This is a genomic window from Halomonas sp. AOP27-A1-41 (assembly GCF_052378605.1).
GTDB classification, from domain to species: domain Bacteria; phylum Pseudomonadota; class Gammaproteobacteria; order Pseudomonadales; family Halomonadaceae; genus Vreelandella; species Vreelandella citrativorans.
In genome coordinates this window covers 1-25,227 of record NZ_JBQSXT010000012.1, presented here as the reverse complement: position 1 = coordinate 25,227, position 25,227 = coordinate 1, and the positions used below count along the sequence as shown (strand labels likewise).

The 25,227-nt window shown below is 50.7% G+C and carries 22 protein-coding genes and 1 pseudogene; 12 read left to right on the top strand and 11 right to left on the bottom strand.

The window, feature by feature from the left end; translation table 11 throughout:
* Nucleotide 1: 1 nt before the first annotated feature.
* Both ACT3TC_RS09580 and ACT3TC_RS09575 read right to left on the bottom strand, forming a co-directional pair.
* The gene (locus ACT3TC_RS09580) at nucleotides 2-667 is read right to left on the bottom strand and encodes a CoA transferase subunit B (protein ID WP_444639838.1); all 666 of its coding nucleotides are present in this window, start codon (nucleotides 665-667) and stop codon (nucleotides 2-4) included.
* A gap of 60 nt (nucleotides 668-727) precedes the next feature.
* Nucleotides 728-1,426, bottom strand: coding sequence for a CoA transferase subunit A (locus ACT3TC_RS09575; protein ID WP_087105500.1), 699 nt, complete (start codon nucleotides 1,424-1,426; stop codon nucleotides 728-730).
* Between the two features lie 290 nt (nucleotides 1,427-1,716).
* Here ACT3TC_RS09575 and ACT3TC_RS09570 point away from each other — a divergent pair, with 290 nt between their 5' ends.
* Complete coding sequence (locus ACT3TC_RS09570; RefSeq protein WP_444639837.1) at nucleotides 1,717-2,598, top strand: acyltransferase; 882 nt, start codon at nucleotides 1,717-1,719, stop codon at nucleotides 2,596-2,598.
* 122 nt (nucleotides 2,599-2,720) lie between these two features.
* Nucleotides 2,721-3,518: a LysM peptidoglycan-binding domain-containing protein gene (locus ACT3TC_RS09565; protein WP_444639917.1), complete on the top strand. Its 798-nt coding sequence runs from the start codon at nucleotides 2,721-2,723 to the stop codon at nucleotides 3,516-3,518.
* A 72-nt stretch (nucleotides 3,519-3,590) separates the two neighbouring features.
* On the opposite strand, the gene gcvT is transcribed toward ACT3TC_RS09565, so the two are convergent.
* Both gcvT and ACT3TC_RS09555 read right to left on the bottom strand, forming a co-directional pair.
* Nucleotides 3,591-4,703 (bottom strand): glycine cleavage system aminomethyltransferase GcvT, encoded by a 1,113-nt coding sequence (gcvT, locus tag ACT3TC_RS09560; protein ID WP_444639835.1) that lies wholly within the window; start codon nucleotides 4,701-4,703, stop codon nucleotides 3,591-3,593.
* Nucleotides 4,704-4,786: 83 nt separating this feature from the next.
* On the bottom strand, nucleotides 4,787-6,208 hold the full coding sequence (locus tag ACT3TC_RS09555; protein ID WP_444639833.1) for an alanine/glycine:cation symporter family protein: 1,422 nt from the start codon (nucleotides 6,206-6,208) through the stop codon (nucleotides 4,787-4,789).
* Between the two features lie 432 nt (nucleotides 6,209-6,640).
* On the opposite strand from ACT3TC_RS09555, the gene gcvH reads away from it, so the two are divergent.
* Nucleotides 6,641-7,030, top strand: coding sequence for a glycine cleavage system protein GcvH (gene gcvH, locus ACT3TC_RS09550; protein WP_172116571.1), 390 nt, complete (start codon nucleotides 6,641-6,643; stop codon nucleotides 7,028-7,030).
* An 80-nt stretch (nucleotides 7,031-7,110) separates the two neighbouring features.
* Nucleotides 7,111-10,005: an aminomethyl-transferring glycine dehydrogenase gene (gcvP, locus tag ACT3TC_RS09545; protein ID WP_444639832.1), complete on the top strand. Its 2,895-nt coding sequence runs from the start codon at nucleotides 7,111-7,113 to the stop codon at nucleotides 10,003-10,005.
* A gap of 59 nt (nucleotides 10,006-10,064) precedes the next feature.
* Here gcvP and ACT3TC_RS09540 read toward each other — a convergent pair whose 3' ends face one another.
* A complete protein-coding gene (locus ACT3TC_RS09540) occupies nucleotides 10,065-10,967 on the bottom strand; it encodes a LysR family transcriptional regulator (RefSeq protein WP_172116569.1) in 903 nt (300 codons plus the stop codon).
* Between the two features lie 148 nt (nucleotides 10,968-11,115).
* On the opposite strand from ACT3TC_RS09540, the gene ppnN reads away from it, so the two are divergent.
* The 4 genes from ppnN (at nucleotide 11,116) to ACT3TC_RS09520 (ending at nucleotide 14,046) form a co-directional block, all read left to right on the top strand.
* The gene (gene ppnN, locus ACT3TC_RS09535) at nucleotides 11,116-12,498 is read left to right on the top strand and encodes a nucleotide 5'-monophosphate nucleosidase PpnN (protein ID WP_216657936.1); all 1,383 of its coding nucleotides are present in this window, start codon (nucleotides 11,116-11,118) and stop codon (nucleotides 12,496-12,498) included.
* Between the two features lie 87 nt (nucleotides 12,499-12,585).
* On the top strand, nucleotides 12,586-13,311 hold the full coding sequence (locus ACT3TC_RS09530; protein ID WP_193053517.1) for a sulfite exporter TauE/SafE family protein: 726 nt from the start codon (nucleotides 12,586-12,588) through the stop codon (nucleotides 13,309-13,311).
* 122 nt (nucleotides 13,312-13,433) lie between these two features.
* Nucleotides 13,434-13,634: a hypothetical protein gene (locus ACT3TC_RS09525; RefSeq protein ID WP_444624392.1), complete on the top strand. Its 201-nt coding sequence runs from the start codon at nucleotides 13,434-13,436 to the stop codon at nucleotides 13,632-13,634.
* 208 nt (nucleotides 13,635-13,842) lie between these two features.
* Complete coding sequence (locus ACT3TC_RS09520; RefSeq protein WP_444639831.1) at nucleotides 13,843-14,046, top strand: hypothetical protein; 204 nt, start codon at nucleotides 13,843-13,845, stop codon at nucleotides 14,044-14,046.
* A gap of 64 nt (nucleotides 14,047-14,110) precedes the next feature.
* Here the strand turns inward: ACT3TC_RS09520 and ACT3TC_RS09515 are convergent, their stop codons facing one another.
* A complete protein-coding gene (locus tag ACT3TC_RS09515) occupies nucleotides 14,111-14,365 on the bottom strand; it encodes a hypothetical protein (RefSeq protein WP_444639829.1) in 255 nt (84 codons plus the stop codon).
* 279 nt (nucleotides 14,366-14,644) lie between these two features.
* On the opposite strand from ACT3TC_RS09515, the gene ACT3TC_RS09510 reads away from it, so the two are divergent.
* The 3 genes from ACT3TC_RS09510 to ACT3TC_RS09500 all read left to right on the top strand — a co-directional run bounded on the left by ACT3TC_RS09510 (nucleotide 14,645) and on the right by ACT3TC_RS09500 (nucleotide 19,725).
* Complete coding sequence (locus tag ACT3TC_RS09510; RefSeq protein WP_444639828.1) at nucleotides 14,645-16,924, top strand: FdhF/YdeP family oxidoreductase; 2,280 nt, start codon at nucleotides 14,645-14,647, stop codon at nucleotides 16,922-16,924.
* A gap of 141 nt (nucleotides 16,925-17,065) precedes the next feature.
* Nucleotides 17,066-18,418, top strand: coding sequence for a H(+)/Cl(-) exchange transporter ClcA (gene clcA, locus ACT3TC_RS09505; RefSeq protein WP_444639827.1), 1,353 nt, complete (start codon nucleotides 17,066-17,068; stop codon nucleotides 18,416-18,418).
* Between the two features lie 65 nt (nucleotides 18,419-18,483).
* Nucleotides 18,484-19,725, top strand: a complete 1,242-nt coding sequence (locus tag ACT3TC_RS09500) for an SLC13 family permease (RefSeq protein WP_444639826.1) — start codon at nucleotides 18,484-18,486, stop codon at nucleotides 19,723-19,725.
* A gap of 129 nt (nucleotides 19,726-19,854) precedes the next feature.
* Here ACT3TC_RS09500 and ACT3TC_RS09495 read toward each other — a convergent pair whose 3' ends face one another.
* From ACT3TC_RS09495 to ACT3TC_RS09475, 5 genes are all read right to left on the bottom strand, one after another.
* Nucleotides 19,855-20,457, bottom strand: coding sequence for a hypothetical protein (locus ACT3TC_RS09495; RefSeq protein ID WP_444639825.1), 603 nt, complete (start codon nucleotides 20,455-20,457; stop codon nucleotides 19,855-19,857).
* 339 nt (nucleotides 20,458-20,796) lie between these two features.
* The gene (locus tag ACT3TC_RS09490) at nucleotides 20,797-21,465 is read right to left on the bottom strand and encodes an amino acid ABC transporter permease (RefSeq protein WP_444639824.1); all 669 of its coding nucleotides are present in this window, start codon (nucleotides 21,463-21,465) and stop codon (nucleotides 20,797-20,799) included.
* 3 nt (nucleotides 21,466-21,468) lie between these two features.
* Nucleotides 21,469-22,209, bottom strand: a complete 741-nt coding sequence (locus ACT3TC_RS09485; RefSeq protein ID WP_444639823.1) for an amino acid ABC transporter ATP-binding protein — start codon at nucleotides 22,207-22,209, stop codon at nucleotides 21,469-21,471.
* A 20-nt stretch (nucleotides 22,210-22,229) separates the two neighbouring features.
* On the bottom strand, nucleotides 22,230-22,898 hold the full coding sequence (locus tag ACT3TC_RS09480; RefSeq protein WP_444639821.1) for an amino acid ABC transporter permease: 669 nt from the start codon (nucleotides 22,896-22,898) through the stop codon (nucleotides 22,230-22,232).
* 71 nt (nucleotides 22,899-22,969) lie between these two features.
* Nucleotides 22,970-23,821, bottom strand: coding sequence for an ABC transporter substrate-binding protein (locus ACT3TC_RS09475; RefSeq protein WP_444639820.1), 852 nt, complete (start codon nucleotides 23,819-23,821; stop codon nucleotides 22,970-22,972).
* 630 nt (nucleotides 23,822-24,451) lie between these two features.
* Between ACT3TC_RS09475 and ACT3TC_RS09470 the strand changes: the two are divergent.
* Nucleotides 24,452-25,153, top strand: a pseudogene (locus ACT3TC_RS09470) (transposase); the annotation flags it as partial.
* Between the last annotated feature and the right edge of the window lie 74 nt (nucleotides 25,154-25,227).

The following is a 25,227-nucleotide window of genomic DNA, read 5'->3' as shown; positions in this document are numbered from 1 at the left end:
TTTACGCTTCCACAAACGTCATTTCGGGTACATGGTCAGGCACTATCAGCTTACCCGCCGTTTTTTCGATAATTTCATCGATGCTGACCCCGGGCGCGCGCTCTTTAAGCACAAAGGCGCCATCTTTAATTTCCAGGTAGGCCAAGTCAGTCAGAACACGGTTAATACAACCAGCGCCCGTCAGCGGTAGAGCACACTGCTCAAGTAGCTTCGACTCGCCATGCTTGGAGGCGTGGGTCATCGTGCAAATAATATTTTCAGCGCCAGCCACCAGGTCCATGGCCCCCCCCATTCCTTTAATCAACTTGCCTGGCACCATCCATGACGCAATATTGCCATTCTGATCGACTTCAAACGCACCTAAAACGGTGAGATCCACATGCCCACCGCGGATCATGGCAAAAGATTCTGTCGATGAAAAAATAGCAGCACCAGGCCGAGCGGTCACCGTCTCTTTACCAGCATTAATCATGTCAGCATCAAGCTCTTCCTCCGTCGGGAAACGCCCCATGCCCAATAAACCATTTTCTGACTGAAGCATCACATCAATGCCTTCAGGAATGTAGTTGGCGACCAGAGTGGGAATACCAATACCCAAATTTACATAAAAGCCATCTTCCAGTTCACGCGCAACACGCTGCGCCATCTGTTCACGTGTTAAAGCCATGGTGGCAACCTCATTATTGAGCGATTAAAAAAAGTTGTTTAGCCGTTAACGGTCAACGATTTAGCCATGCACCGTGCGTTTCTCGATGCGTTTCTCAAACGAACCCTGAATAATCCGATCCACATAAATACCCGGGGTATGGATCTGGCTGGGCTCAAGCTCACCAGGCTCTACAATTTCTTCAACTTCCACCACTGTGATTTTTCCAGCGGTCGCCACCAAGGGATTAAAGTTTTGCGCGGTATGGCGGTACACGACATTGCCATAACGATCCGCTTTCCAGCCTTTTACTATTGCGAAGTCACCGACGATAGCTTCTTCCATGATGTAGTGGCGGCCGTTAAATTCGCGCACCTCCTTACCCTCACCAATGGGAGTACCGTAGCCTGTCGCGGTATAGAACGCTGGAATACCTGCGCCACCCGCCCGCATTTTTTCAGCCAGCGTGCCTTGAGGGGTAAGCACAACCTCAATGTCATCGTTGAGCATCTGCTGCTCAAAGAGCGCGTTTTCGCCGACATAAGAGGCAAATATTTTGCGGATTTGACGATCTTCAAGCAAAACGCCCAAACCAAAACCATCAACGCCGCAATTATTAGAAGCAATCGTCAGGTTCTTAACACCTCGACGTTTTATTTCTGCTATCAGGTTTTCTGGTATTCCGCATAGGCCAAAGCCGCCAGCCAGTACGGTCATTCCGTCTTCGATACCTTCCATCGCTTCGGCATAGGAAGCAACACGTTTATCAAATCCTGCCATTATTATGCCTCGCCTCGTTGTCGGTGGTGCGTAAAATGCGCTTATCGGTACTGTCAGTGTTGTCTCTATTACTACACTTGGTTACCCAAGCCCAAAAAGTGATGCCTATCACAGGCTGCCTTAAGCTTAGCCATTAAAGAGCCGGAAGTGTCGCTGGATAGAAAATTACTTTTTGAAGCGCACGAAGGTAACGACAATAAAATAAATGCTTTTTTACCATTGTGCTGGGCAGTATGGCATTGATCCATTAGCATTAATCGCATCGTTATACGTTTCATTGAAGGACGGATATGGCTATTTTCAAGGGCTTAGTCAGCATTGCGCTGTTCACGCTCACCACGCTTTTTTGGGGCATTCCCCTTATTGCGCTCACTTTTCTAAAAGTCGTTATCCCAGTGAAACGCTTTAGAAAATGGATACTTGACGGCTTATGCGCCGTGGCCCTTAACTGGATCGGCGCTAATCTTTGGTGGATGAAGCGCTGGCTGAAGCCAGATGTCACTTTTTCGATTCCTGAATCGTTGAGCCCACACCAATGGTGGCTGGTCATATCCAATCACCGTAGCTGGACCGATATTTTTATTCTTTTCATGGCCTTGCACTGCCGTATCCCTATGCCGCGTTTTTTTCTAAAACGACAATTGATCTGGATCCCGATTGTAGGTCTTGCCTTTTGGGCACTTGAATTTCCGTTTATGCGCCGCTTTAGCCGTGAACAGATCGCCAAGAACCCCACTCTTGCCACGATAGACCGCCAATCCACAGCATCCATGTGCCATCGGGCACGGAGCGCCCCCATCGCTATATTTAATTTCATCGAAGGCACACGGTTTACCATAGCGAAGCGCGATGCACAGAAAAGCCCATATCAGCATTTGTTAAGGCCAAAAGCAGGGGGAATTTCGCAGGTACTTAGCCTGCTTGGCGATCAATTGGATGGTATTCTTGATGTAACGATCAGTTACGCTAACCCGTCGCCAACGTTTTGGGGGTTTTTATGCGGTCAGGAAGCGCCTATTACACTACAGGCACGAACATTGCCCATTCCCCAGTGGATGCACGAATCCGACTACCACGAAGAAAAGCAGCATAAGGAACGCTTCCACGCATGGACCAATTCACTCTGGCAGGAAAAAGATGCCTTGTTGGACAGCCAATCCGATCACGCCTAACTGTCAGGCTTGGTGCCTGCTTGCTAATTAGCTTATTAACAGGCTGTGCAGGTTCGTCGCCCTCTTCCTCCCAACGCGATGCCGCACCTACCCATAGTGCGAGCCAAACCAGTGGCAACTGGGTGGCCGTTCAACGTGGAGATACGCTAGGAAAACTGGCTAACCGGGCTAACGTACCTCTTGAGCGACTGGAGCGTTTTAATCCAGGCGTCAATGCGCGTCGTCTTGCGGTTGGCCAGCGCTTGATGATACCTACTCAACAAGAGCGTGCTCCCTCCGGCGGCCCTTACCGTTATCAAATCCGGCCTGGCGATACGTACTCCAACATAGCACGACACTTTGGCACGACCAGTGGACGTATTCAGAGCGCCAACCCCGGCGCTTCGCCCACCGCGCTAAGGATAGGCCAAATCATCAGCGTTCCTTTAAGTAGCGGCGGTACGCGTAGCCCAGCGCCTACCAGCAACGCCTCGCCCAGTAATCGTCCGGCGCCCTCTAGCAATACCCCGGCAGTGTCGCCTCCGACCCCCACGTCATTGCCCGCATCCGCGCGTCGCTGGCCTTGGCCGCTTGAAGACTACCGCATTGTCAGACGTTTTGGCGCAGACAGCCGAGGAGCATTGCAACCCATGCTGCTTGCGACCCAAGCCGGTGCGCGTGCTCAGGCCGTAGCCCCCGGCGAGGTACGCTTTGCAAACGGTATGCGCCAGCTAGGTGAAGTCGTGATTGTGCACCACGCTGATAATCTGCAAACCGTGTATGCACTGTGTGAACGCACGCTGGTCTCGGCCGGACAGCAAGTCAAAGCAGGTGATGAACTGTGTGAAGTAGGTCAAAGTAATACCACTCAACGTTACGATCTGCTGTTTGATTTACGCCAGGGCGGCAAGCCGATTGATCCCGGCAAGGTACTGCGTTAACACGCTTGCTAAACGAGCAAAGCCCCTTATCAAAAGGGGCTTTGTTTTCTATAACGACTATTTACGGTTGACTTAGCCGCGATAATATCGGGGCTTAACAAAGGGCATCGGCGTTACGGTCATCGGTAGTTGTTTGCCGCGCACATCCGCAAACACGTTGCTTGCTGGCGCTTCCCAATCGCGGCTGACATACCCTATAGCGACAGGATGCCCAACGCTTGGCCCAAACGTGCCTGACGTTACGACTCCAACTTCGTTACCTGACGCATCCCGCAACACAGCACCTTCTCGAATAGGTGCCCTACCTTCTGCCAGCAACCCTACACGCTTGCGTAAATGATCCCTGGCATCGATTTGATGAAGAATGACATCCGCCCCAGGAAAACCTGCCGAACGCTCCCCCCCATGACGACGAGGCTTACCAATCGCCCAAATCAACCCGGCTTCCACTGGCGTTGTAGTGGCATCCATATCATGCCCATAAAGGCATAGCCCGACCTCCAGGCGCAGCGAATCGCGAGCGCCTAGCCCAATCGCCTCAACTTCCGGCTCCGCCAACAGGCGCTTGGCAAACGCTTCACAGGCATCGGCTGCCACAGAAATTTCAAACCCATCTTCGCCGGTATAGCCACTGCGGCTCACCCATACCTCATGCCCATCAATGGTAAAACGTTGATGCTGCATGAACACCAGTTCACATGCCGCTGGGCAAAGGCGCTGCATAACTGCATGTGCCTGGGGGCCTTGCAGGGCAAGCAAGCCGCGGTCTAACAACTCAATTTTGTGGGTGGCGCCCAAATTTTCCCGCAAATGCGCCAAATCTTGGTCTTTACAAGCAGCATTAACCACCAGATAGAAGTGGTCGCCACCATTAACGACCATTAAGTCATCAATAATTCCACCTTCAGTATTGGTAAACAGACCATAGCGCTGCTCACCTTTTGGGAGCCCCACTAAATCCGCTGGAATCAGTGTTTCCAGCGCCTTGGCGGTATCTTCCCCCGATACAAGAATCTGCCCCATGTGAGAAACGTCAAAGAGGCCACACTGCTGCCGGGTATGCTCATGCTCTTTTTTTACCCCCAGTGGATACTGCACCGGCATATCATATCCAGCAAAGGGCACCATTTTTGCCCCGAGTTCAAGGTGCAGTGCGTGAAGTGGCGTATGCTTTAGATCGGTCATGATAGTTCCTTGGTAAAAACGAACAACGGGGAGCTATTGTCATAACTCCCCGATGCGATTACTGCTTAAGCGGCCAATATCGCTTACTTGTCATGGTCGAGTTCTTCACCGGCTAACACTTCCTTGCCCGCAAAGTAGTCTTTGGTGAGCTTGAAAACCACCGGGGAAAGCAGCGCCAGCGCAATCAGGTTAGGAATGGCCATCATGGCATTAAAGGTGTCGGCCATGAGCCAGATAAAGCCGAGTTGCGCAATAGCACCCAGTGGAATGGCTAATACGAACAGAACGCGATAGAGCATGATGGAGCGCGTTCCAAACAGGAACTGGAAACATTTTTCACCATAAAACGACCAGCCTAGAATAGTCGTGAAGGCAAAGATAGCCAGCGCGATAGCCACAATGGGGTTACCGAATCCAGGCAGTGCCTGGTCAAAGGAGAGCGCGGTAAGCGATGCGCCTTCTTCACCCGTTTGCCATACCGTAGAGGTCAGGATCACCAGTGCCGTAATAGTACAAACGATAATGGTATCAATGAAGGTGCCCAGCATGGCAATAAGCCCTTGGCGAACCGGGTTTTTAGTTCTGGCCGCGGCATGAGCAATAGGCGCACTACCTAAACCTGCCTCATTGGAGAAAATACCCCGCGCCACACCGAAGCGAATAGCGGCCATCACAGCGGCACCCGCAAAACCACCTGCCGCCGCCATGGGGTTAAAGGCGTAGTAGAAGATCAGGCTAAAGGCCTCGCCGATTTGCCCTGCGTTAACAATCAGCACCAGCACACCGGCAATCACATAGGCAATCCCCATGATCGGTACGAGCTTCCCAGCGACTTTCGCAATCCGCTTGATGCCACCTAGAATGACCGCGCCGGCCAATACCATGATGATGACACCGGTAAGCCAATGCGGTACGCCAAAGGTGACGTCCATCGCATCAGCGACCGAGTTAGACTGCACCGTGTTACCAATACCAAAGGCTGCGACAGCACCAAAAAACGAGAACAGACCGCCAAGCCAAAGCCACTTTTTACCCAGCCCGTTTTTAATATAAAACATGGGGCCACCTACGTGGTGGCCGGTATTATCTGTTTCACGATAGCGTACAGCCAATACCGCTTCGGCAAATTTTGTTGCCATTCCCACCAGCGCTGTAATCCACATCCAAAACACAGCACCTGGGCCACCTAATGCAATTGCGGTGGCCACACCGGCAATATTGCCGGTACCAATGGTGGCTGAAAGCGCCGTCATCAGGGCATTAAAGGGAGAAATTTCGCCGTCTTCATCGGACTTGTCGACGCCAGCCTTAGCGACGGAGTCCTTGTGGGCAGGTTTAGGCTCACGCCCCTGCCAAAGTAGCTTGAACCCCATGCCCAACTTTCTGATGGGCATTAATTTTAAACCAATTTGTAGGTAGATCCCCACACCCAGTAGCAAAATCAACATCAATGGCCCCCATACGACGCCATTGATCGCCCCAAAAAGGCTATTTAACGTTTCCACACGCTTCTCCTTACCCTATTAGTTCAATTTTTATAGATGTTTGGCCGTCAGAAAACGGGCATTCACGATTATTTTGTTTAGCTAATATAGCGATGTCATGGGCACGCCCCATCTTTGATAGCATGATAGAGGCAATTATTAACATGCTCAGGTGAACCACCTGTATGTTTTACACCATTATCCCTGTTCGCTTCTATGCTTAGGCCCTTCTAAATAGTAAATGCCTTCGTACCTCCCCGCCCGATAGGCACGCTGGGTCATAAAATCTCCCTTGCTGAGCATTTTTTAGCTCACAGGAAACTTGTTTCCGATCAGAAACACGTTAACATGCTTAAAAATTCGTTTATTGGCTGGCACGCTGGTAGTCGCCAAGACTTCCGACAAGCGCTAGTATTAGCCTGTCCAGTCAATTGTTTCATAAAGGGAATCATCATGAGCAACCTTCCTTCAAATCTGCGTTACGCGAAAAGCCATGAATGGGTACTTGATCATCAAGACGGCACCGTCAGTGTAGGGATTAGTGACCACGCCCAAGAAGCGCTTGGCGATGTGGTATTTGTTGAACTACCCGAAGTAGGTCAAACGCTTACCCAGGGCAAAGAGTTCGGCGTTATTGAATCAGTAAAGGCGGCTTCCGATCTCTACGCCCCGGTAAGCGGGGAAGTTATCGAAATTAATGACGCGCTTGAAGACTCACCCGAAACGGTGAACGACGCACCCTATGAAGGCGGCTGGCTGATGAAGGTACGCCTGACCGACCAGAATCTGGACGGCTTACTGGATGCTGATGCTTATCAGGCCACATTAAGCACTGACGATTAATACCGCAAAGCCTGCCCTTTACGGCAGGCTTTGTATTTTATGCCTCTACCACGCTTCTCTTTCTCGCTCGGAATCTTCCCATGTCATTTGAAACACGCCGCTTGTCCGAACTGGCCGACCACGATGCTTTTATCAAACGTCATAACGGCCCGAATGCCGACGACGTAGATACCATGTTAAACGTGCTCAATATCAAGCGCATGGAAGATCTGATTGAGCAAACCATACCCAGCGATATTCGCCTTGGCCGCGAACTGAACCTGGATGACCCACGTAGTGAGGCTGAAGCGCTTGAGTACTTAGGCCAGCTGGCTCGCCAGAACCGTGTTGCTAAAAGCTATATTGGCCAGGGTTATTACGGCACGCATATGCCAGCGGTTATTCAACGTAATGTGCTCGAAAACCCGGGTTGGTACACCGCTTATACGCCCTATCAGCCAGAAATTTCTCAAGGCCGGTTGGAAGGATTATTAAACTTTCAGCAGGTTATTATGGACCTGACCGGAATGGAGCTTGCCAATGCTTCATTACTGGATGAGGCCACGGCAGCCGCAGAAGCCATGGCGCTATGTAAGCGGAGTAATAAAAAGAGCAAATCCAACGCTTTCTTTATTGCCGACGATATTTTTCCGCAAACCCTTGATGTCGTAAAAAACCGCGCTGATTTTTTTGGTTTTGAAATCATTACAGGGCCTGCCGATACGCTTGCCGACCATGATGTGTTTGGCGCGTTGCTTCAGTACCCTTCCGCCAGCGGCGAAGTACGTGACTTGGCACCTCTGTTACAGGCGGCCACTGCCCATAATATCATGACCTGTGTAGCCTCTGACTTGCTGAGTCTGGTGCTTCTCAAGGAACCCGGCGCGTTAGGTGCGGATATCGTGATTGGCAATTCGCAGCGTTTTGGGGTGCCGATGGGCTTTGGTGGCCCACATGCGGCGTTCTTTGCCACCTCAGATAAGCTTAAGCGCTCTATTCCCGGGCGTATTATTGGCGTATCCAAAGATAGCCGAGGCAACACCGCCCTGCGGATGGCCATGCAGACGCGCGAGCAGCATATCCGTCGCGAAAAGGCCACCTCCAACATCTGCACGGCGCAGGCTCTTTTAGCCAATATCGCAGGGTTCTACGCGACCTACCACGGTGCTGAAGGGCTGCGTAAAATTGCTGGGCGTGTCCATCGGCTCACCACATTGCTTGCGCAAGGCTTGCAGCAATCTGGCGTTTCGCTGGTGCATAACAGCTGGTTTGATACGCTGCGCTTAACCCAGGTAGATGCAGGTAAAATTCATGGCCGCGCCATGACGCACGATGTCAATCTCCACTACTTCGCCAATGGCGATGTAGGCATCAGCCTGGATGAAACAACCACCGCACACGATGTTGCCACCCTATTTGATGTGCTGCTGGGTAATGAACACGGGCTTTCTGTCGCAGCGCTGGATGAGCAGGTAATTGCCAGCGCTACCACGGGCATCCCCGCCGCCTGCCAGCGGGAAAGTGGTTTTCTGAGCCACCCCACCTTTAACCGATACCGCAGCGAAACAGAAATGCTGCGTTATCTAAAACGCCTGGAGAATAAGGACTTGTCGCTTGCCCATGCGATGATCCCTTTAGGCTCTTGCACCATGAAACTTAACGCTACCAGCGAAATGATCCCTATTTCCTGGCCTGCGTTTGCAGACTTGCACCCGTTTGCGCCGCGCGACCAGGTCGCTGGCTATCATCAGATGATTGATGAACTGGCCGCGTTCCTGGTAGAAATCACCGGTTACGATCATATTTCCATGCAACCTAACTCGGGCGCGCAGGGTGAGTACGCGGGCCTGCTGGCCATTCGCCGTTACCAGGCTGCGCAAGGCGAAGCACACCGTAATGTGTGCTTGATCCCAAGCTCTGCCCATGGTACCAACCCGGCAACAGCGGCCATGGTGGGCATGGAGGTGGTCGTTGTAGAGTGTGATCAGAACGGCAATATCGATATAAATGACCTAATGGACAAAGCCGCCCAGCATAGCGACAAGCTCTCGGCGATCATGATTACTTACCCTTCGACCCATGGTGTTTTCGAATCTCATGTGCGCAAGGTCTGTGACGTGGTGCATCAGCACGGTGCCCAAGTGTATGTCGATGGCGCCAATATGAATGCTCAAGTGGGGCTCACGCGCCCAGGCGACTTCGGGGGCGACGTATCGCACCTTAACCTACATAAGACCTTCTGCATTCCCCACGGCGGCGGCGGCCCGGGCATGGGGCCTATCGGCGTAAAAGCTCACCTGGCGCCTTATGTCTCCAACCACGTGGTGACACCTATCAATGGCGTTAACCCAGAGAGCGGTGCCGTCTCAGCGGCAGCGTTTGGCAGCGCATCCATCCTGCCTATCTCGTGGGCCTATATTAAAATGATGGGCGCCCGGGGGCTTCGCGAGGCAACACAGTTAGCCATTTTGAACGCTAACTACACCGCCAAGCGCCTAGAGGAGTCCTACTCCATTCTCTATCGGGGAACTAACGGCATGGTTGCCCACGAATGCATTATTGATATTCGCCCACTAAAAGCAGCGTCAGGTATCAGTGAGGAAGATATTGCCAAGCGGCTGATGGACTATGGCTTCCATGCGCCCACCATGTCATTTCCGGTGCCAGGCACACTGATGATAGAGCCGACCGAGTCCGAGTCGCTCTATGAAATTGACCGATTCTGCGATGCCATGATTGCCATCCGCGAAGAGATCAAGCGTGTTGAAAGTGGCGAGTGGACGCTGGATAACAACCCGTTGGTTAACGCCCCCCACACGCAGGCCGACATTATGGACAGCCAATGGGAGCGGCCTTATGACCGCCAACTGGGCGCTTTTCCCACTGAGGCGGTCACTGCAGCCAAATACTGGCCAACCGTTAATCGGGTGGATAATGTGTTTGGGGATCGTCAGCTTATTTGTTCTTGCCCGGGCATTGATGAATACCGGAAGTAAAACACGCTAGACGCCTAATACGTAAGCCAACGCTTCAGCAAGTGAACGCCTTTGAGCCCTTATTCGGGTACCAGAGGCGTTCTTTCCTGGATGCGTTGCTTACAAAAACCATCCAACAGTTTTTCATAGCGTTTAGGAAGTACGGAGTCACGCCGACGTAGCAGATAGAGCTCTTCATTCACCGCAATGGGTAAGGTTAACGCTTTCACCTGACGTTGCCACGGTGACGTTTCCAATACCAATAAAGAAACCACTGTAAACCCAAGCCCGCGAGCAACCGCATCCAGCACCATACCGACTTCGTTGGTAAACCCCTGGTAGCGAAAATGTGTCATTGAGCGAAACTCACCTGGATAATTCGCTCTCAACAGTGAATACGCGTGGTTAATGCCATCGTAGTAGTTAAGAAAGCCGATACCCATTAAATCAGACAGCGTACTCCCGGCAAAATCAGCGGGCACCACTAGGCACAGCGGCTCTTTATGCCATAGCGTGCAGGTAAGGTCAGGATGGTTGAGCGCGTCCGTCACGATACCTATATCGTAGCGCCCTTCCAGCAAGTCATTCACAATCTCATGGTTAAACGCAAAGCTATAATTAACGGTTAAATTAGGATGCATTTGCTGCTGACCTAACATAAACGGATACAGCATGAGGCCAACACTTCCAGGCGACGCAATACGGCACTCACCACTGTCCAGGGAGTCATCATCCAAGCCATGACGAAATTGTTCATGCTCAGCAAAGAGTTTTAACGCGTAATCGTAAGCACGGCGACCCGATTCCGTTAAGGTAAAAATTCGCCCTTTACGCTCAATTAGCGTTTTATCAAGGTAGTTTTCCAATTTACGTACATGCTGACTAACCCCGGGCTGGGTCATCTCCAGGCGATGTGCCGTACGTGTAAAACTACCGGTCTCAACTAACGTAATAAATGTCCGAAAATACTGGGCATTAAACATAATAAAACGCCATTTTCTATAGCCACCGTGTGCGCGTATTTTGCGCATAGAGTAGCACAGTTGGGCTTGTCACTGGTTGCGCTGTACCCACCGCTTTAGCGTGCTAGTATGCAATGAGTTAAAAAAATGACCAGGAATCGACGCACTAATGACATCAATTATCCAGCCTCGTGCCACTATCTCTAGCATTATCTCTCCCGAAGGAAGCCTTGAAGTGCTTTCACAGCACGAGGTTAATCGGCTACAAAGCACCTCACAAAACGGCTTACATGATTTACTGCGCCGCTGTGCACTGGCTGTCTTGAATTGCGGAAGGCCCACCGATGACAGTGTGGCTATTCTTGAAGCGTATAAAGATTTTGATATTGAGGTGTTACAACAGGATAGAGGAATTCGCTTAAAGCTAACCAATGCGCCCGCAGAAGCCTTTGTCGATGGCCAGATGATACGCGGCATTCGTGAGCACCTCTCCTCCATTATTCGCGATATTGTTTACGTATATAACGAGATTCAGAACCACAACCGCTTTGACCTTAATACAGCGGAAGGAACCACCAACGCCGTTTTTCATATTTTGCGTAAAGCCGGCACATTAAAACCTGGGCGTGACCCAAGCCTGGTAGTTTGCTGGGGCGGACACTCCATTTCACGTGATGAGTACGAGTACTCAAAAGATGTTGGCTACCATCTTGGGCTGCGTGATTTAGACATTTGTACCGGCTGTGGGCCTGGCGCCATGAAAGGACCGATGAAAGGCGCAAATGTTGCTCATGCCAAACAGCGGCGTCAGGATAGCCGTTACCTGGGGATTTCCGAGCCAGGCATTATTGCTGCAGAAGCCCCCAATCCCATTGTTAATGAACTCGTCGTCATGCCTGACATTGAAAAGCGTTTGGAAGCGTTTGTACGTCTAGGCCATGGCATTATCGTCTTCCCTGGCGGGGTCGGTACGGCTGAAGAGATTTTGTATCTACTCGGCATACTGCTGCATCCAAATAACAGTGAAACCCCCTTCCCTCTCATTTTCACAGGGCCTGCGGACTCAGCCGCGTATTTCCAAAAAATAGACGAATTTCTGGTCTATACCCTGGGCGAAGAAATTCGTCGCTACTACACTATCATTACCGGTGACCCGGTGGCGGTCGCCCGTAAGATGCGTACCGGGATTGATACCATTAAAGAGTTCCGGCGCAATCAGCAGGATGCCTTTTACTATAATTGGCGTCTCACCATTGCACGAGATTTTCAAGCGACCTTCGAACCTACCCACGAAGCCATGCGTGAGCTCGCTCTGCATCGCCAGCAGCCCAAGCATGAACTTGCCGCCAATCTTCGTCGTGCCTTTTCTGGGATTGTGGCTGGAAATGTTAAGGAACAAGGCATTAAAGCCATTAAAGCCCACGGTCCCTTTGTGCTAACCGCAGAACCTGCTCTGATGCAGCACCTGGATGAGTTACTGACCTCATTTGTTGCCCAAGGGCGCATGAAACTTGATGGCCAGCCCTACACGCCGTGTTATGTTTTAAAATAACCGCAGCCCCAAGGCGCTATTTGCAGCACAATTACCAGTATCTGCAGCCGAGAAATCGGCTGCTTCACTTGCTCCCGGAAGAAAACCTTGCTCATCGCCCTACTGACGCTGTTAGCTGCTGGCATTATTAAAGGTGCTATTGGTTCGGGTGTGCCGGTGTTGGTTGTGCCGGTATTTACCATGCTTTATGACGTTAAGCTCGCGATTGCCGTACTGGTTGTTCCCAACCTGCTTAGCAACCTGCTTCAGGTATGGCAATACCGGCGCCACCTACTGCCCATCCGGTTTCTGGCTGCTTTTTCGATAGCGGGCGCGCTAGGTATTATTCTGGGCACTTGGGGGTTAGTGGTTCTCTCGCCAAAGCTGCTTTCGTTAGGCGTTGCGGGCGCGATTGTCTTGTATCTAATCATCAAACTAACAAGGCGGCGCTTGGTACTTTCCTACGCACTGGCTTCACGATTCGTCATCCCGGCTGGCTTACTGGGCGGTATATTGCAAGGCGCTGCGGGCATGTCCGCTCCCGCTTCAATTACATTTTTGAATGCGATGAAGCTCGAAAGGCCTGTGTTTATTGGCTCAATTTCCGTCTTTTTTGTGGCGATTACCTGCGTGCAAATTCCCGCGCTCTTAAAGGCTGACATACTGACAATGCAGCGTTCGCTTTATAGCGTCATTGCGCTAGGCATCATTTTGACGGCCATGCCGCTGGGTGCCTACCTGGGGAATCGAATGCCACACCGTTGGTTTGATAATTTAATCATGCTGCTGCTTACGGGTATCGCCATTAAAATTATTATTGATACGCTACTCTAAGCTTGATGCCCTAACTTGATGCCCTAAGATTAAGATCCTAAAGCAAAAAACAAGAAACAATCTACACTCTAGTCTGTCTTACCTTTATCAAGGCCGATATTGACCAAGGAAAGGAGCTAACCATGCAGATGATTAGTCAACTACACGACGGAAAGACAAAAGCCTTTGCAAAACACTGCTTTGAAAGTAGCTCAGCTGAAAAGCTCCGTGCAGCAGCCGAAGGTAAGGCTGATTCGGCTGAAATGAAGCACTGGGGAATAACGGAAGGCCAATGGGAAGAAGCTGTCGCGGCAGCCTTGGCCGATCATGAGGCTGACGAGTAACCTGCTTATTACCTGCTCATTACCTGCTCATTCGTTATGCTTTCCCTAAAAGCCGCTCACGCCATTCGTCGGCGGCTTTTCTATAGCTAAATTAACAAACATTAAAGCCACCTTTAACGCAGCCATTGTGTGATCACAAGCAAACTAAAACGTTCTAACGGAGTCCTAAAAAATAGCATGAAATAACGACGGCTGATGGAGAAATATCATGTCCATAATGATTGACGATATACTGATGTTGCCAAAAACGGATTTTAATGACGCATTAACTGTCGGCGACGAGCGAGAGCATTTTGGCCTAATTGATAAACGTGATGAATATAAACAGGTGTCGAGAGACGCTCTTATCAAGGTAGTCGCCATTCATGATGACAATTATGAAGTTAAAGTCATTGACATATTAACACCGTAATACTGGAGTGGCACTGGCAGGGCATATTATTAAGCTCGCCAGTGCCCTTTCTGGCTTTTTTCACTTACTCTTCCACCGATACCCTTCGAAGATCTTCAAGACGCACATTTTCCGGCAGCTCAGACGCCTTTGCAGGCAACCATACCGGCGACAAATCGCTATCCTCACGTCCATCCTTATGAGTACAGCCGGGTATGCGATAAACCACCCGGCCATGATGGTCATCCCACGCAAAAATACGGTCCATACGGCTCTCCTTGAAATGGATAACGCTCAGCAGTGTGCCGATGCCAAGAGTTTGCAGTTGAGTAACTAGCAACCCCCGCTCTTTCCTTGGCAAAATCTCTTGGTAGGAAAAGTGACATGTTCGTGTCACCAACCTGTGCAGCCTTCTCACATTTACTTCTTTTTTCGTTCTAATGCGTCCTTGATAGACAAAATCTTTAGCGAGCCACACATAACGCGCTATTGTGGCAAGCAATTTTCCCAAGATAGAAAACAATCGGTTTTGCCGAAAGCATTTGCTAAGCTAACATTAAGAATTAATCTATATTACCAATAATTAAATGCTTTAAAACACACTGGGGGACGAACCAGCATGGCCAAAGGAATCAAGATTTATAATAAACCGGCTGGCGGGTGGGGAGCACTCAAAGCTGTCGCCGAAGCAGTGCGTGAAGAAATGGGGATGAGTACCCATACGCGCGCATTATTGCAAATGAATCAGCCCGATGGCTTTGACTGCCCAGGCTGTGCATGGCCGGACCCCGAACACACATCATCGTTTGAATTTTGCGAAAATGGCGCCAAGGCCGTCACCTGGGAGGCGACATCCAAACGCGTCACGTCAGAATTCTTTGACACACACACCGTTTCAGAGCTTTGGGAATGGTCGGATCACCAGCTGGAAAACCAAGGGCGTTTGACGCAGCCTGTACGTTTTGATGCCCAAACTGATCATTTCGTTCCAGTAAGCTGGGAAGAAGCATTTAGCCGGGCTGCAGACGCTCTGAATAATCTCGACGATCCTACGCAAGCGGAGTTCTATACCTCAGGACGGGCATCCAACGAAGCTGCCTTTCTTTATCAGCTTTTTGCACGTGAATTCGGCTCGAATAATTTTCCCGACTGTTCCAACATGTGTCATGAGCCTACCAGTGTCGGGCTACCAAAATCGATTGGCATCGGCAAAGGGACAGTGACGCTGAATGATTTTGAGCAGGCTGATGCCGTTTTTTGTATAGGGCATAACCCTGGAACCAACCACCCACGTATGCTCAGAACGCTGGCGGATGTCTCGAAGCGCGGAAAGCCGGTGGTGGTTATTAACCCGTTACGTGAACGAGGCCTGGAGCGGTTTCAGGACCCACAATCGCCCGGTGAAATGCTCACTGATAGCGCAACAGGTATTGATCGTGCTTATTTTCAGGTGAAGGTCGGCGGCGACGTAGCCGTGTTCAAAGGCATTATGAAATCGCTGTTTGATGCTGATACGAAAAACATGAACGCAGGTGGGAGCGGCCTGCTTGATCGCTCTTTTATTGCCGAACACACGGTTGGCTTTGAGGCGTTGAAGTCGGATATTGAAAATACAGACTGGGACACCATTATTCGCCGTTCGGGCCTACCGCGTGAACAAATTGAAGCGCTTACAGACATCTATGCATCTGCCGAGAACGTTATCTTCTGCTATGGCATGGGTATCACCCAGCACCGGCATGGGACAGAAGCCATCCAGCAAATGGTCAACCTGCTTCTACTACGCGGAAATATGGGACGCCCCGGTGCTGGAATTTGCCCATTGCGGGGCCACTCCAATGTTCAAGGTGATAGAACAGTCGGCATCACAGAGATTCCAAACGAGGCATTTCTGTCGCGGCTAGATAAGGCATTCGGTATTAAAAGCCCTCGTGCCCATGGTCATAATGCCGTCAACGCACTGGCTGCGATGCGTGATGGACGATCAAAGACATTCATCGGTTTGGGCGGTAACTTTGCCGTCGCCATGAGCGATCCCCAAATCGCCTACGATGCCTTCCGCGGCCTTGATCTCAACATCCAGATTGTCACAAAACTCAACAGAACCTGCCTGCTGACAGCACATGAAACCATCATCCTACCGTGCTTAGGCCGAACCGAGCATGATATCCAGGAAACGGGCCCACAAAGCATCACTGTCGAAGACTCAATGTCGATGGTCCATGCATCAAGGGGCGGCCTAAAGCCCGCATCAGATGAACTGCGCTCAGAGCCCGCCATTATTGCAGGCCTCGCCATGGCAGCACTGCCCGAAACGGCCGTCGACTGGAAGGCGCTGATTGCCGACTATAACCAGATCCGTGACAAAATTGAGGCTGTGTTTCCGGATTTCTTTGACTTCAATGAGCGTATTCAAAAACCAGGCGGCTTTCGTCTGAGAGTTGGTGCAAGTCAGCGAGAATGGGATACGCCTGACGGCAAAGCGCACTTCCTTGTCATGTCGGGTACAGACGAAGATGACGGACGCGATGATACAGCACTCACGCTGACCACCATACGTAGCCATGATCAATACAATACAACAATATACGGCTTGAATGACCGTTATCGAGGCGTCCACGGCAGGCGTGATGTACTGTTCGCAAACCGTGATGATCTAGCAGACCTGGGGCTCGAAGAAGGTGATGTCGTCGACGTACGGTCAGGAGATCGAATTTTGGCAGGGCTGACACTGGTTGATTATTCGATTTCGCGTGGCTCATTGGCAACGTACTTCCCGGAAGCCAACTGCCTTGTTGGTCTGGATGACAAGGACCACGAAAGCGAGGTCCCTGCTTATAAATCCATTCCCGTCACCATCACAAAAGCAGAGGTTTCACTCCGATCACATGCGCTGTGAGGCGGAACCTCTCAGATGGGACTACTGAATCAAACGGAAATGTGATTTTTTAAGCTCACTACTTCAGGCATAAGCAAGGTGCTGGGCACCCAACGGGGAGACAGAGCATGTCTCCCTGAACTATCCAAACTGAGATACTCAATGATGGACGATCCTGTCGAAAATCTAGACAGACCGGGAAATCGTAATGCCCAGATACGCTATGTCACACTTGCCGGAATAACGGGAATATTAACAGGCACGGTCGGCTCGTTTTTCCACCTTTTGATCGACCGCCTCCAGGTTTGGCCACATCTGTTGGCTGAGCATATTAGCGGTACTGTGCTCATTATCTCGGCTGCACTAATCACGATGTGCATTACGGTTCTTTCCGCCTATTTCGTGAACCGCTATGCCCCTGAGGCGCGTGGTAGTGGCGTGCAAGAAATTGAAGGTGCCATGCTGGGCTTAAGAACCGTCCACTGGCGCCGAGTGCTTCCTATCAAGTTCTTCACGGGTGTGGCGGCCATTGCTTCTGGCATGGTCCTTGGACGTGAAGGCCCCACCATTCATATCGGTGCTTCGTTTTCCGCGGCGATCACCGATTTTTTTAAGGTAAGCGAAACTGAGCGGCGCGGCATGCTTGGCGCTGGTGCAGCGGCTGGCTTGGCTTGCGCCTTCAATGCTCCCCTTGCTGCTATTCTTTTCATCATTGAAGAGACACACCGTCAGTTTCCTTATACGTTCCGGACGTATATGGGCATTATCGTTGCCGCGCTGCTGGCAACCGTGATGACGCAAGTCATCGGGGGTACAGCGCCCGATTTTTCCATGTTGGTTGCAGCCCCTGAAAACTGGCTACTGCCAGCGTTTGTGGCGCTAGGCTGCCTTCTCGGCGTTCTCGGTGTTGCATTGAATGCAGGCCTTATGCACATGGCGGTACTCGCATCGAGCATCAATGCACGCATCCCCTACCTCTTTCCCGCGCTTGTCGGCTTTGCAGTTGGGGCGCTGCTTATTCTCATGCCGTTATCCGTGACAGGTGGCGAATATGCTCTGACGTTTATTGCTGAGCACAGCCAAGGATTAATGTTTCTTCTGCTATTGGCGATAATGCGCTATTGCACGATGGTTACCAGTTATTCAGCCGGCACACCAGGCGGTATCTTCGCGCCTATGCTGGCTTTATCAATGTGCGTTGGCTTGGCTTTTGGTGGCACCCTTGATGCCTTAGCGCCATCAGCCGGCATCGTCCCACTGGCATTCGGTATAGCGGCGATGGGCGGTCTGTTCTCGGCCTCAGTGCGCGCTCCCGTGGTCGGCGTAGCCCTGACCCTTGAGCTGACAGCTTCCTATACAATGGTTATGCCTCTGATAGCCACATGTGTCACTGCCAATATGGTGGCTCAATGGATCGGCGGGCGCCCCATTTATGACCAGCTACTCGAAAAAACATTGGCGCAAGCCGAGATTAACCCGGCAGCCAAAGGGCCCGACAAAACGGGTCTGGCATAAGCTTTTAGGCATTAGCACTACTGTCTTTTATACGTAGGCACCAAAATCGTTGGTACGAGGATAAAGTGGATATAACTGTCATCATATTTCTGCTGGTCTATCTGGCATTAGCACTCGGCCATCTTCCTGGTTTTCGTGTTGACCGAACGGGCGCGGCCGTCGTTGGTGCTGTCGCCATGATTGGCTTTCAGAGGATTACCGATGAGGCTGCCTGGAATGCAATCGATTATGAAACGGTCGGCTTATTATTCGGGCTAATGATCGTGTCAGGTGCTTTTTCCGTTTCTGGGTTTTACGCATGGCTCGCCAGTAAAGTGGCCTCGATGGATGTCTCTCCTCCGCGCTTGCTTGCGCTGCTAGTAATAACGGGGGCAGGCCTGTCGGCGGTGCTAACGAATGATGTCGTCGTGGTTGCCATGACACCGTTGTTAGTGTCGATAACCCTCTCTCGTGGACTTAACCCAACGCCATTTTTGTTGGCCTTTTGCTTTGCGACCAATACCGGTTCGGTAGCCACTATTATTGGCAGCCCACAAAATATGATTGCAGCCCAAGCGCTGGGCTTATCGTTTACCGGATTTATGAAAGTTGCACTGGTACCTGCGCTGCTTTCCTTACCACTCGTTTGGGGCGTTGTAGCCCTGCTCTATCGAGGCAACTGGAAGCTTGCGCCGCATAATCCGAGTGTGCCATGTGAGTCGCCAGCGCCGATAGCATCAATGGACCGATTAGAAACCCTTAAAGCCGCGATTGTGACTATTGGTGTAATTTCTGCTTTTGTATTTTCAGACTTACCTCGCGAACTTATTGCTCTGTCAGCAGCAGGTATTATTCTGGTGAACCGCCGCTTATCTTCCAAGGAGGTGCTCGGCACGGTTGATGGGAATCTGCTGCTTTTATTAATGGGATTGTTTGTTGTGAATGCAGCGCTCGCACAGACAGGACTGCCGCAAAAGATCATCACCGAAATGCAGGCGGCAGGCATCGACTTTTCCGACCCAACAACACTTTTTATTGTCGGCTCAGTCTTAAGTAATGTTATTGGGAATAATCCTGCGGTAATGCTGCTGGCGCCATATTTACAGCATTCAGGGGATGTGGATGCGCTTGGTGCAGCGCTGGCATTGAGTACAGGCTTTTCCAGTAACCTCATCATTTTTGGAAGCCTGGCGGGCATTATTGTGGTTGAGCAGGCGGCAAGTCGCGGCATCACCATTAGCATGCGTGAATTTTGCCGTGCAGGCGTTCCAGTTGCCGCCGCTTGCATAGTGCTGGCACTCGCCTGGATAACACTACTGACCGCGTGATCATGGCTGCTCGTATTTTACTAACGGTCTTCATTGTATCCGATGCAACACCCATGTTGCCGAGCAATTTATACGAGGCGTGGGTATCACCACACGCTATTTCCCGAATATTGACGCCCCGGACGATGGTCAGTCGATCACTTCGAACAGGCTGACGATCCAGATCACCTGAAACAGGAGCGCAAATACAACGAACCCCGCCTGATAGCGTTCTGATCGCCAGACCAGCGCCAATATGGTTCCGGCAATCAGCACCGCTTGGCGAACCGGGTAATACCAGCCATAGTGGGCTGCATAATAGTCACCGCCCTTGATCAGGGTGTCGATAACATCGACGACCAAAAGCACTAGCAGCAAAACATAAAAGCTCCGGCTGCGCTTTTGGAGGCAATCACCATATCCCTGATATTCGTCCATGCGATCTGGAAACAGAATCGCCGACAAGGCTGCAAACAGGCTAGCGTAGAATATCAGGAAGAAATAGATTGCGAAGGACCAGTTCGGGCGATGGGCGAGCGCGAATTCAAACCACCAGAAATGAATGATGAACAGTAGCAGGAATAGCACCCAGCCTATGTGTAGGAGATAAATTTTCTCCCGCCCCGGATGTTGAACGAAACGCGTGAGGCCGATAATCAGGCGACTAACGCTGAGCCCCAGCACCATTCCTACGATGATGCGGATATGCGTAAAGATTTCTACACTGGAAGGAACGTGCGGCAACTCGTTCATGTCACCTCGCGATGCTGCAACTGGATCAACATACGCAGGTTATCAAAACCTGTTTTTTTGTATTTTTACTTCCCGGCGGTATCAGTTCGATTATCTCGGTAGAAGCTCTTAGTTATACAAAATCCTTGCTGACTGGTTTGCCCCTTTCTCCGAATATAGTTACCCCACATTTTTCGTGAATCCATCTGCCGTTAACTGGGCATGGGATTATGAGTGCAAAGCGGCATCACTCTAGCGGCACATTTTTAACATAGCTGTCTACCATGCTCAGCTTCCTGAGGCTTGCCTAGGTTGTCGCTACCTGACAAAAGTTAACAGGCCCATAGCTCACCGGAAAAATTAAATATTGGTAACACCTGGAACATAAGTCCGTCTTTCGAGCAGACCTAACAAGCTCGCTACGGTAGATGTCAACACCAGGTAAATCACCCCCGCCCAGAGAAAGACCATAAAAAAGTCCAGCGTGCGTGAGCCAATATCTGACGCAACCGCGGTGATCTCCACTACACCGATCGTAAAAGCAATAGAGGTAAATTTGAGTTCGATGATCGCCTCGTTTGACCATTGAGGAATCACGCGACGCAATGCCTGTGGCAGCAGAATATGGCGAATAGCCTGCCACTGGCTCATCCCACACGCCCGTGCAGCTACCAACTGCCCTTTTGGCACCGACAGCACTGATCCACGAAAATACTCTGCCTGATAAGCCGCACTATTAAGTGTGATGGCGATAACAGCAGCCGTGAATGCATCGAAAACAATCCCGACATGAGGCAGCCCCAAATAGATAAAAAACATTTGCACTAGCATGGGTGTTCCGCGGAACAACTCCACATACCCAGTGCTAATCCAATAAAAAAAACGATTGCCATACACCCGAGCCCAACACAGTATGAGCCCTAGAAAGAACCCCAACGTAATCGCAATTATCCACAGCGACAGCGTAACAGGAACACCCGCAAGCAGAGAGGGCAGCCATTCAATCCCAAATTCGATGAACTCCTGCATGGCTCACCCGTGCTCGGCAATAACGTTGAGAAAAGCGCGTGTCCGCTCGTGGGTAGATTGATTGAACATGACTTCAGGCTTCCCTTGCTCAACTATATATCCATGTTCCATAAAAATAATCTCGTCAGCAGCTTGACGTGCGAAGCTCATTTCATGAGTCACGACCACCATTGTCATCCCTTCCTTGGCGAGCTGTTGCATCACTTTCGTCACTTCTCCCGTTAGCTCAGGATCAAGCGCCGATGTTGGCTCATCAAACAGCAAAACATCGGGATCCATCGCCAAAGCACGCGCTATCGATACACGTTGTTGCTGGCCACCGGAAAGTTCAGCTGGATAAGCATTTGCCCTATCGGTCAAGCCGACCCGCTCTAGTTCTTGATGTGCCCGTTCAGTGGCGGAAGTTTTATCTTTACCCTTCACTTTGATCTGGCAAATACGCACATTGTCGAGCACAGTTAAGTGAGAAAACAGGTTGAAATCTTGGAAAACAAAGCCCATTCGCGCCCTCATTGCATCAATATTAGTGTCCAAGACTTCTTCACCGTTTAGCTTGATACAACCGGCATCCGGTATGGTGAGATAGTTAATACATCTCAACAAAGTACTTTTACCCGACCCTGAAGGGCCAATCAGCACCTTGGTTTCACCTTTTCTCAAACTAAAGCTGATGCCTTTGAGAACATCCACCCCATCGTAGGCTTTTTTCAGGTCTTGCACGTCCAGAATCAGATCGTTGGCCATTGTAGGCTGAACCCCTTATATTATTTTTCAAAGCCTGGTACGGCCAGCTTACGCTCAAAAGCGTACAGCAAGCTGTTACCCGCACGATTAAGAATGAAGTACATAAGCGCGATCACGGCAAACACGGTCAAAACATTTCCCTGAGTACTGGTAATGATATAGTGTGCCTGGCGTGTAAGCTCAACGACACCAATCACATAAGCCAGAGAAGTCTCTTTAATCGCGGAAGAAAACTCGTTTGTCCACGGGCCAATCGCATGGCGTGCTGCCTGCGGGAACATGATGTGCCGGATGGCACTTAATTTGGACATCCCCATGGCGCGAGCTGCCATCATTTGCCCGGCAGGCACTGACTGAAATGCACTACGAAAAATCTGCGACTGGTAAGCCGCTGAGCGCAGCCCCATGGCAAGAACAGCGGCACCAAATGCTGAAACATCCCAAACGCCCGAGATACCGTAATAGAATATGAACAACATGATGATGATCGGAATGCCGCGAAAAATACGTTCATACACTTTTAATGGCCACTGCACCAGGCGTGACTTAGGCCCATAGAGCTGGATTAAACAAATCGCCATCCCAAGCACAAAACCGATCAATAGAAGCGCCGCTAACAGAACAATGGCAACGCCTAACCCTTTAAGCAAGAAAGGGAAATCACGTATCAATACGTCATAGATATTCATGAAAGCTTCCCTACGAGGCAGACAGGAAGCGCCCTAAATAAAATCAGGCCGCTTCTTAATAAACCGAAAAGTTATTCGTTACCTAACTCGGGAAGACCAGCAACAGGCTTTTGATAAGTGTCAACAAAGTCGGGCATATGACCGGGAATCGCAGGAGGCGTTACGCCAGGAATGTATTCTTCAACAATCTCACCCCACGTACCATCTTCATAAGCTGTCAGAATCCCTTGGTTTAGAATGCCTAGAATTTCCTGAGGGTCACCTTTTGTAACGGCAAGTGCTAACGGGGCACGTATGTAAATTTTACCTGCCATTTTTACCGGTCTGCCCGCGTTGATATATTCCTGAGCAGATGTATCGTCGACGATTACGGAGGAAATACGACCAATGGCCATATCATCAACCGCAGTGACATAGTTATCGTACCTGGCAAGTTCGACGTCTATATCACTGGAGTTCACAACATTCTCTTCCATCCAGGCTTGCTGTGAAGAGCCACCTTGAACACCCACGCGTGCACCACAGCACACGGCAGTAAAGATGTTTTGATCAGAATCCTCCGGTACCAACACAACATCGTTCGTTTCCCACCAAGGGATTGTAAAGTCGATATTCTGACTGCGCTCTTCCGTCACCGTCAGCCCAGTTGCGAGAATATCAATTCTTTCTGCCGCTAACGCAGGGATCAAGGATGAAAAGGGCATATCCTGAAACTCAATTTCAAAACCAGCCTCATCTGCAATGGCCTCCATTGCATCAATGGCAATACCTTTGAATTGACCACTCTCAACGTATGCCCAAGGCGGAAAAGCAGCTTCCACACCGACAGTGTAAGTTTCCTGAGCATGCGCAGAGGTTATAAAAAAGCTTCCACTAATAGCCGAACAAAGCATTGCGGTGGATACAAAAGATAGTTTTTTCATAATAAGATGCCCTGTGATTTGGATTTATTGTCAGTAGCATGGGAGTTTGGTCAGCTCTGAGCATGCTTGTCAAGTTAACGAGCTAGCAATTGTCTTGCCAAATTTAATTTAATAAGATAAACATTTATTAAGGCCTGTTTACATGGGTAATCATAAAACCAAAGGCTAAGGCTAATGCCGCCATGCTTTCGCTGAACACAATCAGCGGCCCATAAGCAACCACGACCAAGTGAATCTTGCTCGTGTTACCCGCGCGACTTTTACCCCTTCGACGGCGCTACTGGGTCTCGGCAACTCCCTCCCAAAAATGATCATCCTCCCATTCAAGCTCATGCAGTGCCCAAGTACGGGCGTCACGGGTTAGCACCCATTCGCCGTTGATGCGCTCTCAGCGGGAGGCGGCACGCCACCGGCCATCGACGCGCACGCACTCTTCGACATAGTGCCATTGCTCGTCAATGCGTAGTTGCATGGGTTGGATCCAGCGCTGCAGCCACACATCGCCGTCGGTGCTGTAACGTCGGTGCTGTAACCATCCCTAAAATCGGTGCATGCGTGATTAGAGTTCTCCAGCCTACAATGAGGCAATCGGAGAACGGCATGAAGAAATAACGGTACACCGAATCTCAGATCGTCAAGACCCTGAAGGAAGTCGAGGGCGGACGCCTGGTCAAGGAAGTATGTCGGGAGTACGGCATCTCCGATGCGACCTACTACAACTAAAGCCAAGTACGGCGGCATGGAAGCGTCTTAAATAGCTGGAAAAGGAAAGCCGCCGTCTGAAGCAGATGTACGCCGAGCTCAGCCTCGACCACAAGCTTCTGAAGGATGTCATCGAAAAAAGCTGTAAAGCCGGCTGTTCGACGAGAACGGGTGGATTATCTCAAGCAGGCTCATGGCGTTAGTCTCCGACGGGCCTGCCGTATCGCTGGCATCAGTGACTCTGTGTACCGGTATCGGCCAAACACCTCCCGGGATGAACCAGTAATTGCAGCGCTTCAAAGCGCAACTAACCGCTATCTCGCCTACGGCTTCAGAAAAACCTTCAAGGTGCTGCAACGCTGGGGGGTATGGATGGAATCACAAGCGGGTCCACCGGCTATATTGTGCACTCAACCTGAATAAACGACGACGGGGCAAGAAACGGCTCCCGACACGAAACCCGGGGCCATTGAGCGTACCAGCCTCCGTCAATCAATGCTGGGCCATGTGAGCGACAGTCTGTTCAGTGGTCGCCGGTTTCGGACGTTTAACGTGCAGGACGACTTTAACCGGGAGGTACTGGCTATCGAGATTGACCTGAATCTGCCAGCACTCAGGGTCATATTGGTGAGGCTAAAACTCAATCAGAGTTAGCGCTCAATGCAATACACCAGCTCAACTACTTTGAATCGCCCCGGATATTC

What these genes read in the sequence shown, in the direction of transcription:
- ACT3TC_RS09580 (WP_444639838.1), bottom strand. Translation starts at nt 667, where the DNA reads ATGGCTTTAACACGTGAACAGATGGCGCAGCGTGTTGCGCGTGAACTG.
- ACT3TC_RS09575 (WP_087105500.1), bottom strand. Translation starts at nt 1,426, where the DNA reads ATGGCAGGATTTGATAAACGTGTTGCTTCCTATGCCGAAGCGATGGAA.
- ACT3TC_RS09570 (WP_444639837.1), top strand. Translation starts at nt 1,717, where the DNA reads ATGGCTATTTTCAAGGGCTTAGTCAGCATTGCGCTGTTCACGCTCACC.
- gcvT (WP_444639835.1), bottom strand. Translation starts at nt 4,703, where the DNA reads ATGACCGATCTAAAGCATACGCCACTTCACGCACTGCACCTTGAACTC.
- gcvH (WP_172116571.1), top strand. Translation starts at nt 6,641, where the DNA reads ATGAGCAACCTTCCTTCAAATCTGCGTTACGCGAAAAGCCATGAATGG.
- gcvP (WP_444639832.1), top strand. Translation starts at nt 7,111, where the DNA reads ATGTCATTTGAAACACGCCGCTTGTCCGAACTGGCCGACCACGATGCT.
- ACT3TC_RS09540 (WP_172116569.1), bottom strand. Translation starts at nt 10,967, where the DNA reads ATGTTTAATGCCCAGTATTTTCGGACATTTATTACGTTAGTTGAGACC.
- ppnN (WP_216657936.1), top strand. Translation starts at nt 11,116, where the DNA reads ATGACATCAATTATCCAGCCTCGTGCCACTATCTCTAGCATTATCTCT.
- ACT3TC_RS09525 (WP_444624392.1), top strand. Translation starts at nt 13,434, where the DNA reads ATGCAGATGATTAGTCAACTACACGACGGAAAGACAAAAGCCTTTGCA.
- ACT3TC_RS09520 (WP_444639831.1), top strand. Translation starts at nt 13,843, where the DNA reads ATGTCCATAATGATTGACGATATACTGATGTTGCCAAAAACGGATTTT.
- ACT3TC_RS09510 (WP_444639828.1), top strand. Translation starts at nt 14,645, where the DNA reads ATGGCCAAAGGAATCAAGATTTATAATAAACCGGCTGGCGGGTGGGGA.
- clcA (WP_444639827.1), top strand. Translation starts at nt 17,066, where the DNA reads ATGATGGACGATCCTGTCGAAAATCTAGACAGACCGGGAAATCGTAAT.
- ACT3TC_RS09495 (WP_444639825.1), bottom strand. Translation starts at nt 20,457, where the DNA reads ATGAACGAGTTGCCGCACGTTCCTTCCAGTGTAGAAATCTTTACGCAT.
- ACT3TC_RS09490 (WP_444639824.1), bottom strand. Translation starts at nt 21,465, where the DNA reads ATGCAGGAGTTCATCGAATTTGGGATTGAATGGCTGCCCTCTCTGCTT.
- ACT3TC_RS09485 (WP_444639823.1), bottom strand. Translation starts at nt 22,209, where the DNA reads ATGGCCAACGATCTGATTCTGGACGTGCAAGACCTGAAAAAAGCCTAC.
- ACT3TC_RS09480 (WP_444639821.1), bottom strand. Translation starts at nt 22,898, where the DNA reads ATGAATATCTATGACGTATTGATACGTGATTTCCCTTTCTTGCTTAAA.
- ACT3TC_RS09475 (WP_444639820.1), bottom strand. Translation starts at nt 23,821, where the DNA reads ATGAAAAAACTATCTTTTGTATCCACCGCAATGCTTTGTTCGGCTATT.